The sequence below is a fragment of the Corticimicrobacter sp. genome (assembly GCF_040137905.1).
Lineage (GTDB): Bacteria > Pseudomonadota > Gammaproteobacteria > Burkholderiales > Burkholderiaceae_B > Corticimicrobacter.
On record NZ_JBEFDG010000044.1, the window covers coordinates 99121 to 116685 of the forward strand.

The 17565-nt window shown below is 61.0% G+C and carries 16 protein-coding genes; 1 reads left to right on the forward strand and 15 read right to left on the reverse strand.

Translation table 11 applies throughout. The features are described 5' to 3' along the window. Positions 1–11: 11 nt before the first annotated feature. From ABN482_RS07885 to ABN482_RS07945, 13 genes are all read right to left on the reverse strand, one after another. Positions 12–1454, reverse strand: coding sequence for a hypothetical protein (locus ABN482_RS07885; RefSeq protein ID WP_349503469.1), 1443 nt, complete (start codon positions 1452–1454; stop codon positions 12–14). An 11-nt stretch (positions 1455–1465) separates the two neighbouring features. Continuing rightward, on the reverse strand, positions 1466–1768 hold the full coding sequence (locus tag ABN482_RS07890; protein WP_349503470.1) for a hypothetical protein: 303 nt from the start codon (positions 1766–1768) through the stop codon (positions 1466–1468). 135 nt (positions 1769–1903) lie between these two features. Next, the gene (locus tag ABN482_RS07895) at positions 1904–3070 is read right to left on the reverse strand and encodes a YncE family protein (RefSeq protein WP_349503471.1); all 1167 of its coding nucleotides are present in this window, start codon (positions 3068–3070) and stop codon (positions 1904–1906) included. Positions 3071–3089: 19 nt separating this feature from the next. Beyond that, positions 3090–5450, reverse strand: a complete 2361-nt coding sequence (locus tag ABN482_RS07900) for a TonB-dependent siderophore receptor (RefSeq protein WP_349503472.1) — start codon at positions 5448–5450, stop codon at positions 3090–3092. 318 nt (positions 5451–5768) lie between these two features. Beyond that, positions 5769–6761 carry a FecR family protein gene (locus tag ABN482_RS07905; protein ID WP_349503473.1) on the reverse strand — a complete coding sequence of 331 codons (993 nt, stop codon included), beginning with the start codon at positions 6759–6761 and terminating at the stop codon, positions 5769–5771. 22 nt (positions 6762–6783) lie between these two features. Then, on the reverse strand, positions 6784–7290 hold the full coding sequence (locus tag ABN482_RS07910; protein WP_109061839.1) for an RNA polymerase sigma factor: 507 nt from the start codon (positions 7288–7290) through the stop codon (positions 6784–6786). Between the two features lie 202 nt (positions 7291–7492). Beyond that, positions 7493–8032 carry an inorganic diphosphatase gene (gene ppa, locus ABN482_RS07915; protein WP_109061840.1) on the reverse strand — a complete coding sequence of 180 codons (540 nt, stop codon included), beginning with the start codon at positions 8030–8032 and terminating at the stop codon, positions 7493–7495. Positions 8033–8060: 28 nt separating this feature from the next. Continuing rightward, a complete protein-coding gene (locus ABN482_RS07920; RefSeq protein WP_349503474.1) occupies positions 8061–9584 on the reverse strand; it encodes a heme biosynthesis HemY N-terminal domain-containing protein in 1524 nt (507 codons plus the stop codon). Between the two features lie 4 nt (positions 9585–9588). Further along, positions 9589–10764, reverse strand: coding sequence for a uroporphyrinogen-III C-methyltransferase (locus tag ABN482_RS07925; protein WP_349503475.1), 1176 nt, complete (start codon positions 10762–10764; stop codon positions 9589–9591). Further along, the gene (locus ABN482_RS07930) at positions 10761–11588 is read right to left on the reverse strand and encodes a uroporphyrinogen-III synthase (RefSeq protein ID WP_349503476.1); all 828 of its coding nucleotides are present in this window, start codon (positions 11586–11588) and stop codon (positions 10761–10763) included. Before ABN482_RS07930 ends, ABN482_RS07925 begins: the two co-directional genes overlap by 4 nt. Before the next feature lie 4 nt (positions 11589–11592). Next, complete coding sequence (hemC, locus tag ABN482_RS07935; RefSeq protein WP_349503477.1) at positions 11593–12555, reverse strand: hydroxymethylbilane synthase; 963 nt, start codon at positions 12553–12555, stop codon at positions 11593–11595. Between the two features lie 141 nt (positions 12556–12696). Continuing rightward, positions 12697–13404 (reverse strand): TerC family protein, encoded by a 708-nt coding sequence (locus ABN482_RS07940; protein WP_349503478.1) that lies wholly within the window; start codon positions 13402–13404, stop codon positions 12697–12699. Between the two features lie 160 nt (positions 13405–13564). After that, positions 13565–14266: a DJ-1/PfpI family protein gene (locus ABN482_RS07945; RefSeq protein ID WP_502877260.1), complete on the reverse strand. Its 702-nt coding sequence runs from the start codon at positions 14264–14266 to the stop codon at positions 13565–13567. A gap of 103 nt (positions 14267–14369) precedes the next feature. On the opposite strand from ABN482_RS07945, the gene ABN482_RS07950 reads away from it, so the two are divergent. Continuing rightward, positions 14370–15320, forward strand: coding sequence for a GlxA family transcriptional regulator (locus ABN482_RS07950; protein WP_349503480.1), 951 nt, complete (start codon positions 14370–14372; stop codon positions 15318–15320). A 163-nt stretch (positions 15321–15483) separates the two neighbouring features. Here ABN482_RS07950 and sucD read toward each other — a convergent pair whose 3' ends face one another. Continuing rightward, entirely contained in the window at positions 15484–16377 is an 894-nt protein-coding gene (gene sucD, locus ABN482_RS07955; protein WP_109061846.1) for a succinate--CoA ligase subunit alpha, read from the reverse strand. 22 nt (positions 16378–16399) lie between these two features. Beyond that, a complete protein-coding gene (gene sucC, locus ABN482_RS07960; protein WP_349503481.1) occupies positions 16400–17560 on the reverse strand; it encodes an ADP-forming succinate--CoA ligase subunit beta in 1161 nt (386 codons plus the stop codon). Positions 17561–17565: the final 5 nt, after the last annotated feature.

The following is a 17565-nucleotide window of genomic DNA, read 5'->3' on the forward strand; positions in this document are numbered from 1 at the left end:
CGCTTCCCGGTTCATTGCAAACTCCTCCCCCCTTGCCCCGGCTCGGCCGGCGCACCTGAGGCATGACCGGACTGCCGTCGCCACTCAGTCTCAGACACCGCCCTCAAACGCGCCTGCCAATACGGGTGAAACAGATTTGCGCCTTCCAGACGGCCATCCCGTCTGGCGACGGGGCGCGCAAAATACGTTTCGGCAGCAGCATGAACCGTCATGCCTTCATGTTCCTGGAAAGCAGTGAATGCCAGTTCACCCGGTCCGATGCGCACGTGGCTGCTGCCTTTCGGTGTCGTTGGCAAGTCGCTCGCCCGTTGACGCAGGGCAAAGGCGATCCGGATGCCTTCGGCACGTTCGGGATTCAAAGTACTCAGAACCGGGAGTCCACGCCCGCCCAGACGCAATGGCGTACCGATGGCATAGGAATTGGCCAGCGCGTTGTCACGGCCTTCGAGAATGTCCCAGTCTGCCTGCCGGGCTGCCCACCGCCAGAAATCCTCGGCACTGAAATCCTCAGGCGCGTCATCGCTATGCTGAGGCAAGTCATCTGCCTGTTTACCCGCAGGCTGGACGCGCCCCCATCCCATGGGATATTCGCGGTAATAGCATCCTATCCAGCGATTGCTGCGCAGCGCGTGATAGGACTGCGTATCGTGAGCCTGCCAGCGTCCTGTCTCATCCAGTTGGGTACGACCACGACGACGCAATTCATGCCGTTTCATCGGGCAGCGGCGCTGCACGGCCCAGGTGTTGCGCGCCGTATGATCACGCGGATGCAGGAATCCATACCGGCGCTGCATGTCGCCCAGCAGGCCCAAAACACCCGAATCACGCAGGGCAGAAAATGGTCGTGCGGCATCCTGCCAATCATCGGTCAGCCACTGCACAGCGGGCAGTTCTCCCGGCCAGCGCTGTTCGACATTGACGGGATGGTTGGCTGCCAGCACCGCCTGCAAGGCACTGTCGCGGCTGGATCGTGCCGTGGCCAGCAACTGCTGCCTGCTGCGCGACAGTATTTCGTGCACGGCCCGCTCATGGGCCCCATAGGCCTGTGCCAGATCGGCAGGCGCATCGTCTCCGGTTCCGCCTGCCGTCGCAGCCCGGCTGCTGCGATAAGCCACCGCATGGGCTGGGCCGAACATCATGCCGATCAACGTCGCAGGGGGATTGCCGCGTCCGACCTGCCGGGCTTGCGTACTGCCCAGGCGTGCCCAGGCTGCCAGGGTGACAACGTGTGCCATCGCCACCTGATGCGCCAGTTGCGTGCGATTGATATAGGCATGGAAATTGAGCGTGCGCGCCTGCACCAGTGCCGCGCTGTAGGCCATGGCATCGGCCGTGTGCGTCAGGCGCCCTCGTGCTGCGATGACCTGGCTGCCATTGTAGAAATACACCCAGACCAGTACGCCCGCCGCCAACAGCAGCATGCCCGGGACCAGTGCCTGGCCGGACTGGCGCATGCCGGGCGGCCTCATTGGGCACCACCCGCAGTAACGTTGCCGGTAAAGGACTTGAGTGAACGCGCCTGGGTCTGGCCGGCGGCGGCCTCGGCTGCAGACTGCGCGGCCTGCGACTCGGCACTGCCATCCTCGCCGGCCAGTTCCCTGGCCATGGCAGCCGTCTGTGAACGAACCACCTGCCCGAACAACTGGTAGACCGCGATGGCTGCAATGGCAACCAGGGCGACCACAATAATGTACTCGACCATCCCTTGGCCGCGCTGGCGCTGCCTGCGCAAACCCGCCCTGTACCCTGCTCCTGCCGATGTTTTCATAGCCGCCTCCGACAGCGATTGAAAACACCAGTGTCGTTGCGGATCGGCATGGAGCCAATTCGGACTATCCGAGTTGGCTCAAAGTGTCACATGGGTATTGACGGCGTCAGCCATGACCGCCCATCCCGTCTTCCATCATTCGTAGGGGATGCGTGCAACACTCTCGCGTGCCTGCCGGGAAGGCTCCTTGATCGAAACAAAGACAGTCCCGGTATCCGGATCCAGGGTCAGGCTGTTCGGATGCGAAGGCAATGCCACATCGCGAATCACCGTATAGTCATTGGCATCCAGTATCGTGAGGGTGCCGGCATCACGGTTGGTGACATACACTCGGCCCCGACGCTCATCGACCAGCGGCGCGATGGGTGATTGCCCGGTGGGAATGCTCGCTACAGTATGCCCATCGGCCGTATCGAAGACAACCACACGGTGCCCTTCCCCTCGTTTCTCATAGTCGACCAGCCCGGCCTTCTGGCGACGCGCCTCGTCCAGTCGTGGCGACCCCAGGTCCGTCGCAATCAGGTGTTGACGACTGCGGTCAAGATCAAGATTCAGCAGTTGATCGGCCCGCACTTCCCATTGCTTCTCGATCGCCAGGGTTTGTGCATTCAAGGCAAAAACCTGGCCTTGCAGATTCGAAACATAAAGCATGCCTCCCATCTCGTCCAGCACGATACCTGCTGCGCCCGCACCCAGACCGGGCACGACCCGTTCCAGCGCCAGCGTACGTGTATCGATGACGTACAGCACGCTGCCCTGCGCGCTCAGTCCCGGTGCATAAAGACGATGCCGCTTCGCATCGACAACCAACGTGCGCAACAGATGGGGATAGATGGGCTTGTCACCATCCTGTCGCACGGGATCGGCCAATTGCACCACACCGATGACCTCGTCAGTGCCAAGATCCACCACCGTCACCGATGCATCCAGCACATTGCCAACGTACAAGCGATTGTCAGCATCGTCCAGCGCCACCCCGAACCCTCTGCGTGCCAGTGGAATCCGCGCCTGCACCGACAGATCCGTCGGGTCCAGGCGCAGCACCTGGGACGGATCATGCACGGCATCCTCGCCTCCGGCCGATACCACGAATACAGCCTGGTGCCGGGGAGAAAACGCCAGTTCGTAAAGCCGCACCCCAATCTCCTGCCGCTGCAACTCAGACAATCTGGAGCCGATGGCCTGCTCCGCAACAGGTGCCGTTGCTGCGCCATGTACGCCCAAGTGTGCCGTATCTGCACACCCGGCCAGTATTCCCGCGCACAGCAGCAGACTGCCCATTCCCCACGGTTTCATTCGCATTTACCTATCCTTTGATTGCCTAGAAATCGACACTTGCGGACAGCATGACCGTACGCGGTGCCCCCAGCCACAGCTTGCCGCTGCCCCCACCTGACCAATACGCCTTGTTGGCCACGTTGAGCACATCCGCGCGCAGCGTCACTGCACGTCCATCGATGGCGGTCTGATATCGCAGACCGGCATCAAAAAGCGTCCTGCCGGCTGTCTTCAGAGTATTGTCACGGCTGAAATATTGTCCCGAGGCAGACTGGACATTGCCCGTCAGGGTCAAACCCGTCACACCCGGCAGGTCCCACTCCACACCCAGCTTGCCCTGCCATTTCGGACGTGCCATGACGAAACTGCCCTCATCCACGCCACCCGCTGTCTTGGTCAGCGTGGCATCCAGATAGGCGATGCCCCCCATCAGGCGAAAACCGTCAATGGGCTCCCCAAAGAAACCCAGCTCCACGCCTCGGTTGCGCTGTTCGCCCTCGAAGGAAAAAAGGTTGCTGGCCGGGTCGATATAGCTGTTGGGCATGCGGATCTGATAACCGCTCAACGTCGCCGCGAAACTGCCAAGATCGACTTTCACACCTACCTCGTGTTGCTTGGTCTTGTAGGGTGCGAACAGCTCCCCGGCATTGTTGGTGCCAGTCGGCGCGATAGCCCCTTCTTTCAGGCCTTCGATGTAGTTGCCATAGAGGGACACTTCATCCGTCACTCTCACCAATAGCGCCACGCTCGGCGTTGTCGCCGAGGCGTCATAGCGTGCCGTACGTTTCCCCGTGGCGGCACTGAAGGTATCACTGACAACGTTCTGCCGTCTCACCCCCAGCGTCAGCATCACACGATCGTCGGCAACCGACATCGTGTTGGCGATACCTACGCTGCTCAAGCGTGACTCGGCGGTCTTGGGAATATCGGACTTGCGGATCACCGTCTCGGGGGCTGCGCCCCAGGAAGGATCGTAAATATTGGTGTACCAATCCTGCGGCAGCAGGCCCACTACCGTCCTGGAACGCACTTCCTGCTCATAGAACGAACCGCTCAATGCCAATTCGTGGCGGATCTCCCCCGTGCGCAAACGAGCCATGATGCCGACATCGCCCGCCTTTCTGTCCAGAACCTGGCGCTGCTGGCCGAAATTGGTGCGGTATCTTCCCTGCGCATCCATGACGGCAAACGTCACGCCCAGCAAACCGTTGTAATGCGTCATGCCCTGACCGTAGTTCGCATATACGGTCACGTCCTCTGTCACGTCTGCCTCACCCCGCAACACGAACGCCGAATCTTCCGCGCTGGAAAATGTCCAGTCGGGCATCAGCGAACGGCGCGGATCGGGTACATCCGGCACACCCAGCCCCGGCGCAATCGTAACGCCACGTGTCACGCCACTGACCTTGTCCCTGTTGCTGTACATATCCGCAGCAAGCCTGACTCGCTCAGAACGCCAATCCAGACCCAGTGCGCCCAGTTGCGCACGCTTTGACTGTCCATCTGCGGCCATGTTGCCGTCCTGGTACAGGCCATTGAACCGTATCCCGAATTGCTGTGCATCACCAAACCGGCGCCCCATATCGAGGTGAGCGCCATACTGGCCGTCGGACACGAACATCCCGGTCAGTCGGGTCAAGGGGGTTTCGGTCGCACGCTTGGGCACCAGGTTGATACTGCCGCCAACCGATCCGCCTGGTGGCATGCCGTTGAGCATTGCAGAAGGCCCCTTGAGCACTTCGACCCGTTCGACCAGTTCCAGTGGCACACGGTTGTAGGGCAGCAAACCGTACAGCCCGCCAAACGCCACGTCGCCCGAACCCACATCGAATCCGCGCACCACGAAAGCCTCGCGCACGGTACCGCGCATGCCCATGTCGTATACCGACGCATCGGTCACCCCGACGACACGGGCCAGGTCCTGTGCCTGCTGTATCGCGTCCTGCGTATAGCTGATGGTACTGAACGGTGTCTCCATGAAATCCTGGTAGCCCAGCATGCCGATCCGACTGCCTGTCGCAACCTTGCCGCCCGCATACACCGGCGTCAGATCGGCACGATAGAGGCCCGTCACATTGACCGGAGCCAGTTGCGTCGTCTCGGCTACCTTCCACAGATTGATCGTATTGCCCGTACGTGAATACTCAATACCCGTTCCTGCCAGCAGACGCTTCAACGCCTCCTCTGCCGTCATCTGCCCACTGACCTCCTGGGCAGGCAACCCGCGTACCAGCTCAGAGGTATAGATGAACTGCAGTGCTGTCTGCTGTCCAAGCTGCAACAGCGCATCACTGAGAGACGACTGCTGGATACTGATCTGGGTAACGGCATCCTGTGCATGCACGACCTGTGGCGCAGCAGCCAATGCAACAGAGAAGGCAACGACCAGAGTGGCCGATGACACGGCAGAGATGGCCGCAGTGTGGCATCGTTTGCCACCAGCCTTGTGTATTGCGGGAATGGTCCGGTCAATCACGAGAGTTTCCTGATACTAGAATTTAGCCAAAGAATCCTTGCGAAGTGACGCCTCCCGGCGGGAAACACGCCCCCTCATTAAGTACGACGAGCGACGCGTCAAAACCCTGAATGAAATTCAAATAAAAGTTGTAACAACAACAATTATTTTTAAGAATGAATAGCAAGCGCGCACATCAGTGCGCCCTTGGCCAAGCCAAGGACTCAAGAACGCAGTCGTGAATGTGTACCGCTTGTGCCTGATGCGTCAGCGCAGCAACGAAAGATCGACACCGCCGTCCGGACGATGCACGACGATGACCGGCATCTGGTTCTGCAAGGCCTGCAGAAAGCCTTCCGCATCCTTGATACTGAAAACGCCCGCCATGCTCAGGCGTTTCAGTCTGCTGTCCGTAAGATGGATGGGCTGGGCCAGGTAGCGGTTCATCTCATGTACCACGCTTTCCAGTGGCTGGTCCCGGAAAACCACCTTGCCCTGACGCCAGGCGGTAAGCGCAGCGACATCCGCTGACGCGACATGCAGTTGCGCATCGCCACGCACGCTTGCCGTCAGGCCTGCCGTCAGCAGAGCCTGGTCACGTGCCCACCAGCGTCCGGATGTCACCTCGACTGTCCCCGACTCAACGGCCACCGAAATCCGGTCCTGTTGTTTCCGCACGGTGAAAACCGTTCCTGTGACCCGAACATTGACCTCACCTGCCGTCACTAAAAACGGGCGAGCGGTATTGCTGCGCACGTCGAATGCCGCCTCGCCCTCAAGCAGTTCGACGTCGCGGCGATCCCCGTAATAGCGCACCACCAACCGCGTGGCGACATTCATCTCGATGACCGAGCCATCGGGCAAGGTCTCCGCTCGTTGTTCTCCATGCACCGTTGCGTAGCGCAAGACCTGTTCCGGATACTCCAGCAGACGGCTGTAGCCAAACACGCCTACCGCGACCGCCACGGCACAGCTTGCGCCCGCCCCCACCAGCCAGCGCCGACGGGTGCGTTGCCGACACGCTTCTGCTGGCTCTGGTGCCATCAGCAATTCCCGCAGCGTATCTTCCGGCACCAAACTGGTAGCCTGCCAGATCTCATCCAGCGCCCGGTATTCGTGTTCATTGCGCGGATCGGCCTGACGCCACTGCCGAAAATGAGCCTGCTCGGCAACAGTGAAATGACCGGAATGCACGCGGGCAAACCAGTAGGCGGCAGCATCGCGTGGATCGTCAGGAAGTGTTGGGCTGTCTGTGCTCATTGCTGAATACCTGGGTCCAGACTCAGTGCGGGGCATGGTTCTGCAACCGTTCCCTGAGATATCTGGCGGCCCGGATCATGTATTTCTCGACCATATTGACGGAAATGCCCAACTGCTGAGCGATCTCCTGCTGACTGTATCCCTCGAGCTTGTGCAGCAGAAAGACCTGCCGGCACTTGAGTGGCAATTCCTGCAATGCGTCTTTCAGGGAACACACCAACTCGGTCGTCCGTACATGCGCATCAGGATCACCCAGCAGGGGATGCTCATCCTCGCCGAGCTCATGCAGCGGCACGACATCCAGCAACCGTGCCTGGCGGTGCTTGTCGATCAGGCGGTTGCGCACGCTGCGATGCAGATAGGCTCCGGGATTGACCAGTGCAGCGGCATCATGCTCCAGCACTTTGACGATCGTATCGTGCGTGGCATCCTCGGCATCGGCCCGGCTGTCAGCCCGTCGCACCCACGTCCCGACCAGCTCGCCGTAATGGCTGAGCCAACCTTTTCTGGACACAGGTGAGCGTGACATGGATGACAGAAACAACGGCAGGTGTATCGAACTCGATATAGTAGCAATGATTCTTATTGTCCAGCATGGGAAACTTGAATCTGCCATCTCCTGATAGCCATCAGGATCTGCTCAGCAACCTCGCAGCCAAGAAAAAAGGCGACCCTGACCGGCGTCGCCTATTTCACCTGCAACCGCCCGTCCTCACGGACAGGCCGATAAATCACGCGTCGTTCTGCAGACGCCAGGCCTCGGCGCTCTTCAGGATTTCGGCACGGGCGGCTTCCGGGCCTTGCCAGCCGGTCAGCTTGACCCACTTGCCTTTCTCGAGATCCTTGTAGTGCTCGAAAAAGTGGCGGATACGCTCGATTTCCTCGATCGGCAGATCGTCGATGGACTGGATCTTGCGATAGACCGGATACAGCTTGTCGATGGGCAGCGCCAGCAGCTTGGCATCGCCACCGCCTTCGTCTTCCATGTTGAGCACGCCAATGGCGCGGCAGCGGATCACGGCACCGGCCTGGATCGGGAACGGAGTGATCACCAGTACGTCGGCGGGGTCACCATCATCGGAGATCGTCTGCGGAATGTAGCCATAGTTGCACGGATAGTGCATGGCGGCCAGCATGAAACGGTCGACGAACAGCGCGCCCGAATCCTTGTCCACCTCGTACTTGATCGGGTCGGCATTCATCGGAATTTCGATGACGACATTGAAATCATCCGGCAGGTTCTTGCCTGCTCCGACATTCAAAAGACTCATTTTCTACCTTGTATGTAAAAAGTGGAAATCAGTAGCCAGCGGGCTTGTCGCTGTCCGTGCGTGCCGCCTCTGACGATGCGGCAGGCTCTTCGGTACCCAGTGAAGCGGCAGGGATCGGCGCACTGTCGAAATACTCATGGAAGGCATCATCACGATCGCTGCTGGCGACCACGGCTTCGTGGCGCGACGGTAGCACACCGCCGTGCACATCGTAGTCGCTGATGCCATCACGCTGGTGCAGGATATCCGGAGAATCAGCCGTCTGGGGATCGGGCAGGACAAAATCCTCGGGATTGTCGGCCACCAGGTGATGCGGATCGGCCTGCACGTCTGCAGCAGGCAATGCCGCAGACGCGGCCAGGTCGGGCAGACCCACGCTGGCCGCGGTGGCCTGGCGTAGGTAGGACAGCGCATCATCGCGCCGTCCCAGGCGATCGCTCAGGCTGCCCAGCAGCGCATAGGTGCCGGCTGTCGGCTGTACGGCGAGACTGCGACGCAAATAACGCTCTGCCTGCCCCCAGATCTGCCCATGCAGGCACAGCACGCCCATGGCACGCAGCAGGTCGGGATGATCGGGATGATCCTTGAGCCAGCGCACAGCCTTGCTCAGGCGGCGCTGTACATCGGCAGGGGCGCAGCGTGCATAGGCAGCCAGCAATTCGGGATCAAGCTGCACATCGAGCGCGGACTCCAGCACCTTGCTGGCCTCGCTGCCCTGCTCCTGCGCATCGAACAAGCGGGCCGCAGCCAAGGCAACCGGCGGCAAGGTGCGCTCCGTGGACTTGAGGGACTTCCAGACCGTGCGCCAATCGTCGCCAGCTTCGAGCAGACGACCAGCGGCCGCGACACCGATAATGCGTTCCGCCTCGGCCGGCTCCAGCGCCTTGCGCTTGAAAAGCGCACGGGCCAACAGGTAGGCCTGTTCGTGATGCGCCAGATCGACATGGGCACGCAGCAGCAGACGAGTAATGTTGACGTAGCGCGCGCCTTCTTCGTAAGGCAGCGTCTGCAGTTTTTCCAGCGCAGCCTGTGGTTGCCCCTGTTCCAGCAGCAGCTCGGCCCACAGAGCACCGACGGCATCGACCAGAGCCTTCTCGCCAGCGAACTCCTGGGCCTGCCGCAGCAACTCATCGCGGCGGGTATAGGCCGCCTGAGCATGAGCCGCCCGTGCCGCCGACAGGGCCGCCAGGACCTTGCGATTGTGGTTGCGCGTCTGCCCAAGCAGCTTGGTCAGGTCTTTTTCGGATTGGGCATAACGCCCTGCCAGCAAACCAATCCAGCCACGCTCGAGGCGATTGTCGTCACGATGCTGCGCACGCCGGCCACGCCAGCCACGCCAGCGCCCCGGCACCGACAGCAGCCAGCTCAGAAAGCGCAGGCCGACATACAGCAGGATGAACGAACCGACGATCAGGGCCACAGCCAGCATGATCGACAATTCGATGCGATACGGCGGCACCAGGATGACGACATTGCCGGCATGCTGTCGCAGAAACACTGCCGCCGCCACTGCGACGACCGCCAGGAGCAGAGTCCAGAACCAGGCTCTCATGGCATTATTCCTGTGCGCCGGACTCGGCCGGCAGTGCTGCCTTGGCACGCGCAGCCTCCAGCGCATGCAGGCTGTTGCCGATATCCGGGATGTCAGCCTTGATCGGTGCCTGGGCCAGGGCTTCGACCTGGGCGAAGGCACGGGCAACATCGACATTCTGCATGTCGAAATACTGCGACAGCGCACGCGCCACGATATCAAGCTCGCTCTTCCAGACATCAGGCTGGCGGGCCAGCAAGGCCACCTGTGCCGTCAGCAGTCGCTGGCGCAGGTTGCTGCGCAACTGGCTGGCCTGGTCGGGCGACAGCAACAGGGCATCCGGCGCATCGATGCGCTGGACCTTGACCAGATTGGAAAATTCGCCGGCAATCGCATGACCCAGGCGACCAGGCCAGGTTTCCATCTCGGCGCGCCAACGTACCCACCACGAGGCATCAGGATCCACCACCGGCGCAGCCGGCAATGCGACGGTGTCATCGGCAGCCGCTACAGGCTGGGCAACAGGCGCGGTATCGATCACGGCATTCACGCCCGGTGCCAGCAAAGGCAGTGTATCGATCTGGCGAACCAGGGCATCGACACGCCGCGACAGCGCCGGGATATCAACCTGAGGCGTCATGCGCAGACGTTCGAGATCGCCATTGACGGCCTGCAGAACCATTGCGAAACCAGGCCGGTCGGCGCTTGCCAGGCGGGCCTGTGCCGTTTCCAGTGCCACGATGGCGTTGCCGACCTGTCCGGCCAGGCGCAATTGCTGGCTGGCCAGGGTCAGGATGCGATCAAGGTCATTGGAGAGAACGACATCACCGCCCTCGTCCGTCAGATTTTGCCAAGCCTGCTCCAGCACCTGGTAGCGGCTGCTGAGATCGGTCAGTTTTTCTTCGAGTGCCTGCACCTTGGCCTGCTGGCCCTGGGCAATGTCACGCGCCTCGTCAGCCTGTCGCTGAGTCTGCTGCAACTGCGTCTCGACCGTGCTTAGACGGCCGGCCAGTTCACGACCGCCCTGCTGGAACTCCTGGCGCTGGTACCACAGCGCGCTCAACAGCGCGGCAATCACCAGCACAGCCAGCAACAGTATGGTCAGCCAGCCTCCCTTGCCGCCACGCCGGGCAGATTCGGGCTGGGTCTCGGCGGCAGCCTGCCGGGCAGGTGCCTCAATCTCGGATGTGATGTCGGTCATAGCCTGGATTGTAATATGTTGTCGGTTCCTGCCTGCCGCACGGTCAGAAAAGCGTGTAACAAACTCTCGTCCAGCGGCTGGCTCGTGACAACCCGGCGGCAATCGCGAGCACCAGCATACAGGGTTTCAAGGCAGGATTGGGTGATGCGCGGATGCGTTGTGATGAAACAACAGGTGCGCCACCAATCCTCCCATCCCTGCTCCGCCACACGGGCATGCAACGCCCGGAAGCTCTCAATGCTGCTCAGCAGCCAGTTGGCTGTCAGTCCCTGTCGCTGCCAGGCCTGCAAAATATCGGCAGCCGTCGCGGTCCAGGCAGCCGGAACTCGCCGATAGACCGGCAGCAGATCAACCTGGATGCCGGCCTGATGCAACTGCTCGGCCAGCCAGTCGCGTCCTTGCTCGCCTCGTACGATCAGGACGCGACGCAACTGCCCCAGTTCAGGCTGCAGCAAGCGCCACAGCGCCTCGGAATCCAGGCCCTCGCGGGTATCGCTGGGATACAGCAGGCGCACCTCGGATGGCAGGACACCAGTGGCACGCAAGGCATCGGCACTGCCCGGCCCGACCATGGCCGCCAAGGTGGCAGAGGGCCAACGCCAGTCATGGCCGCCCTGCTGCCGCATGCCGTCGACATAGAGGCGAGCGGCATTTCCGCTGACGAACATCACCAGGTCATAATCGGCCGGGTCACGCCAGGACACATGATCCAGAGGTTCGATGGTCATGGCGGGCAGCATCAGCACCTGCCAGCCCTGTTGCACCAGATGCGCCGCCAGCGTCTCGTTGCGCCCCTGGGGCCGGGTCAGAACGGCGCGTCGCACCACGTCAGCCCTGCCTGGAAGGCACCTCGATACCGAGTCCTTCCAGGATGGCGGCGGCGCCATCCTGCAACAAGGCGGCAGCAACTTCGGTCCCCAGTACCTCGGCATCTGCAATCACACCACGTTGCTCGGCACGCAGCACGGTACGCCCGTCGGGCGTGGCCACCAGTGCACGCAGCCATAGCGTATCGGCACCATCGATTTCGGCATAGGCGGCCAGGGGTACCTGGCAGGAACCGCCCAGTGCCCGCGATACGGCCCGCTCGGCAGCCACGCGGGCCGTGGTGGCCGGGCAGACCAGCGGTGCCAGCCAACCGGCCACGTCAGTCCGGTCGGCGCGAATTTCGATCCCCAGGGCTCCCTGTCCGGCAGCCGGCAGGCTGAGGTCGGCAGGCAGCACGGCCCGGATGCGCTCGGCCATGCCCAGTCGCTGCAGGCCTGTGGCCGCCAATACGATGGCATCGTACTCGCCCGCATCGAGCTTGCCCAGGCGGGTATCGAGGTTGCCACGCAACGGCTTGATGTCGAGATGCGGCCAGCGTGCCCGGATCTGCGCCTCGCGCCGCAGGCTGGAAGTGCCCACGACGGCCCCTTCGGGCAACGCATCGAGAGACGCGTAACGCGACGACACCAGCGCATCATGCACGTCGCCGCGCGGCAGCACGGCTGCCAGCGAGAAACCTTCGGGAAGCTCCATCGGCACATCCTTGAGCGAATGTACCGCCAGATCGGCACGGCCATCGTGCAGCGCCGTCTCCAGTTCCTTGACGAACAGTCCCTTGCCACCCACCTTGGACAGCGTGCGGTCGAGGATCTGATCGCCGCGCGTCGTCATCTCGAGCAGCTCGACCTCACATCCTGGATAGCGATTGCGCAGCAGATCTGCCACGTGATGAGCCTGCCACAGCGCAAGACGGCTGGCGCGGGTCGCGATGACCAGTTTCCGGGGAAAGGATGTCTTGCTCACAGCCACCTCGACGCCACGATGGACAGCACCAGTCCGAGCACGCCGACCAGCAGCAGGGTCTGCAGGATGCTCAGCCCCTGGCAGCGATTCTTGTTGGATGTGTCCACACTCATGGTCACGCAGCTCCTTTCATTGCAATCATCAGGCCTGACGGGCCTTGCGGTTGCGGCGCTCACCGAGCACACGCCCGACACCGACCACCAGCAGAGCGCCCGCGATCTCAAAGCCCAATTTGACCACGGTCACAGGCTCGCCCCATTGATTTGTGACAAGCACATCTGTCACCAGCATGCCGCCTGCGATCCAGCCCAGCAGCGCAGCCCCGAAGGTCACCACTACCGGGTAGCGGTCGATCAGCTTGAGCACCAGCGTACTGCCCCAGATGATGATCGGCACACTGACCAGCAGACCGAAGATAACCAGCGCCAACTGGTGATCGGCATGGGCCCCCTGCGCGGCACCGGCAATGGCGATGACATTGTCCAGGCTCATGATGAAATCTGCCACGATAATGGTTTTGATCGCAGCCAGGATCGAGGCACTGCCCTGGATATTGGCATGTTCATCCTCGTCGGGCAGCATCAGCTTGATGCCGATCCAGACCAGCATGAGCGCACCGGCGATCTTGAGGAACGGTACGGCCAGCAGCGTCAGGGCAAAGAAGATCAGGATCACCCGCAGGACGATGGCACCAGCCGTGCCCCAGAGAATGCCCTTGAGCCGCTGCGCAGGGGCCAGGTTGCGGCAGGCCAGGGCAATGACGACCGCGTTGTCTCCTCCCAGCAGGATATCGATCAGGATGATCTGGAATACGGCGGCCCAACTGACCGTCTGCAAAAATTCCATCATGTTGTGGGTGTCCTGTCTGCGGAGGTAAGGTCGTAAAGGGGGCTATTGTAATCCAGGCAGCCGCCACCCTCGCGCCGACAGCGCAACCAGAAATCCATGCAGACAAAGCGCTGGAATGTGCACTACCATCCGGTCGAAATCGCCACGATGGATAAATGTGCTACAGCGCCGGCACCGCACTTACTTCGGCCACTCGCTGCGCAGCAGCATGAATGCGCTTGCGGCTGTCACCCAGTACATCGCGCATGTTTTCCATGAATGCAGCACTGATATGCGCAGGTGCCGTCTCTGGCCTGCCAGCCTCGAAAGGAGGAGCGGGTGCGTACTCCAGCATCAACTGAATATATTGTGCGATATCCGTGCCACACACCTCTGCAACCAGAGTCAGGGCAAAATCGATGCCGGCAGTAATGCCACTACCCGTCATGATATTGCCATCGCGCACCACCCGGTCATCACCAACAACCGCACCGAACTCGACCAGCATATGCCGCCACGCCCAGTGCGTGGTCGCACGTCGCCCTTTCAGAAGACCTGCGGCCCCGAGAATCAGCGAGCCGGTACAGACTGATGTCACATAGTCGGCCTTTGCTGCCAAACGCTGAATCGCAGCAATGAACACCGGGTTTTCCATCGCCTGGAAACACCCCAGACCGCCGGGCACGCATAACACCTGACACGACTGAATCGCCTCGAGATCGACAAGATTGCTGAAGGTCAGCCCATCGGCACAGATCGGCAGTCCACCGAGCGAAGCAACCCGCACATCGACTTCGGGCAGGCTGCTCAGAACCTGATGGGGCCCCGTAAAATCGAGGTGTGTCACCCCTTTGTAAAGCGGAATCACGACCGTAATCATCAATGCATCCTAGTCATAGCACCGAGTACATTCTTGGCCTCAGCTTGCCCATTTTATGAGTGATAGAATCCGTCCGAAATGACATCTATCCCTCAATAAAAGACAAATGCACCATATTGGGTTTTTTATCTACCCGGGACACCAGATGCTCGATCTGGCAGGACCACTCTGTGCTTTCGAGTTCACACGGCACACTTTGGGTTACCAGCATTACGCGCTCAGCACACTGTCTGTATCTGGAGGCACCATCGTCAGCAGCGGTGGTGTTGGCATTGACAGTTCGCGTGCCGACGACGCATTACTGGACACCCTGATCATCGTGGGCGGCGAGATCGATCAAATGCTGGACCGTGTGCAAATACAGGCCGTCACCGCACTGACACAACAGGCCCCACGCATCGCCAGCATCTGCACAGGCGCATTTTTACTTGCGGCTGCAGGGCTGCTTGACGGTCATCGCGCCACGACACACTGGGCTTTTGCACGTCAACTGCAACACCAGCATCCAAACATCAAGATAGAAGCAGACCAGATTTTTGTGGAAGACAACGCGATCTGGACCTCGGCTGGCGTGACTGCCGGCATCGACCTGGCGCTGGCCTTGATTGAAAAGGACCATGGCAGCGACATCGCCCACAAGACTGCACAAGAACTTGTCGTTTATCATCGACGCCCTGGCGGGCAATCACAATTCTCGCCGTTGTCCATCATGGCCCCCGAATCGGACCGCATTCGAATCGCGCTGACATTTATACGCAATCATCTACACGAACCCTTGCCGGTGTCTCGTCTCGCCGAAGCAGTACACCTGAGCGCAAGACAATTCAGTCGGTTGTTTCTGCACGAAACAGGAGACACGCCCGCCAAGGCAGTGGAGCGACTGCGGGCCGAAGCAGCAAGACTGCGCTTGCAGGACGGCTCTGAACCCGTTGAGCAGATTGCCCAAGCCGTTGGTTTCAGCGATCCCGAGCGCATGCGACGGGCTTTTACAAGAATCTATGGCATGCCTCCTCAAGCCATTCGTCGCCAACGCAATGCTACGCTGGCGACAGCATAGTATCCCCGCCGAATTTCTTGAGACCCAGGGAAAAAAGCCCCCACGCTTGTCGCTACGCGCCGGCGCTGCCTCCCGAGGGGACTTTTTGTCTTGGGTCGGCCCGGCGACAAAAAAAACCGCCGGGCAAAGAACCCGGCGGTTTTGGCATGCAGACTGACAGCGCTTACAGCACGGTCTTCAGCAGCTTGCCCATTTCAGACGGGTTGCGCGTGGTACGGATACCGCACTCTTCCATCACGGCCAGCTTGGCATCTGCCGTATCGGCACCGCCGGAGATCAGCGCACCGGCGTGGCCCATGCGCTTTCCGGGAGGCGCAGTTACGCCGGCGATGAAGCCAACCACCGGCTTTTTCATGTTGTCCTTGGCCCAGCGCGCAGCCTCGACTTCGTCCGGGCCGCCGATTTCGCCAATCATGATGACGGCATCGGTCTCGGGATCGTCATTGAACAGCTTGAGGATGTCGATGTGCTTGAGACCATTGATGGGGTCGCCACCAATGCCAACTGCGCTCGACTGACCCAGGCCCAGCTCGGTGACTTGCGCCACGGCTTCGTAGGTCAGCGTACCGGAGCGGCTGACCACGCCGATACGACCCTTGCGGTGGATGTGGCCAGGCATGATGCCGATCTTGATTTCATCGGGCGTGATCAGGCCGGGGCAGTTCGGGCCCAGCAGCAGGGTCTTCTTGCCACCGGCGGCTTCCTTGGCCTTCATCTTGTTGCGCACTTCCAGCATATCGCGCACGGGAATGCCTTCGGTAATGCAGACCACCAGATCCAGGTCGGCCTCGACGGCTTCCCAGATTGCAGCCGCAGCGCCTGCGGGCGGCACGTAGATCACCGAGACGTCGGCACCGGTTTCGGCCTTGGCATCCTTGACCGTAGCGAAGATGGGCACGCCTTCGAAATCCTCGCCTGCGCGCTTGGGATTGACCCCGGCGACAAAGGCGTTCTTGCCATTGGCATACTCGCGGCACATGCGGGTGTGGAACTGGCCCGTCTTGCCGGTGATGCCCTGGGTAATGACTTTCGTGTCTTTATTGATCAGAATCGACATTTTTGAATATCCTTGGGCAAGATTACTTGACGGCTGCAACAGCCTTGGTTGCCGCTTCGGCCATGGTATCGGCGCTGATGATGGGCAGGCCGGACTGGGCCAGCAGCTGCTTGCCGAGTTCTTCGTTGGTGCCCTTCATGCGCACCACCAGCGGCACGTTCAGGTTGACTGCCTTGCAGGCCGCGATCACACCTTCCGCGATCACGTCGCAGCGCATGATGCCGCCAAAGATATTGACCAGGATGGCCTTGACATCCTCATTCTTGAGCATGATCTTGAACGCCTCGGTCACCTTCTCGGCCGTGGCACCGCCGCCGACGTCGAGGAAGTTGGCCGGCTCGCCGCCGAACAGCTTGATGGTATCCATGGTCGCCATGGCCAGGCCGGCACCGTTGACCAGGCAGCCGATGTTGCCGTCGAGCTGGATGTAGGCCAGGTCGAACTTGCTGGCTTCGATTTCAGCAGGATCCTCTTCGTCCAGATCGCGGTACTCGACGATCTCGGGATGACGGAACAGCGCGTTGGAGTCGAAATTGAACTTGGCATCCAGGGCGATGATATTGCCCTTGCCGTCACGGTTGAGCGGATTGATCTCGACCAGCGAGGCATCCGTCTCCATGTAGCACTGGTACAGCTTCTTGAAGACATCCACGGCCTGCTTGGCCGATTCGCCTTCCAGGCCGATCGCAGCAGCGATCCTGGCAGCCTGCGCATCTTCCAGACCGGTCAGCGGATCGATGTATTCGGTCACGATCTTCTCGGGCGTGGAATGGGCCACTTCCTCGATGTCCATACCGCCTTCGCTCGAAGCGATGAAGGCCACCTTCTGGGTGGCGCGGTCGGTCACCACGGACGCATAGTATTCTTTCTGGATATCGGCCCCGTCTTCGATGTACAGGCGCTTGACCTTCTGTCCTGCCGGGCCGGTCTGGTGCGTGACCAGTTGCATGCCCAGGATGTCGGACGCCAGCTTGCGCACGTCATCGATCGACTTGGCCACCTTGACGCCGCCGCCCTTGCCGCGACCGCCTGCGTGAATCTGGGCCTTGACCACCCATACCGGGCCACCCAGCTTTTCGGCTGCGGCCACAGCCTCGTCTACCGAAAAAGCGGGAATGCCGCGCGGCACGGGCACGCCGAATTTTTTCAGCAGTTCCTTGCCTTGGTACTCGTGAATTTTCATGTGTT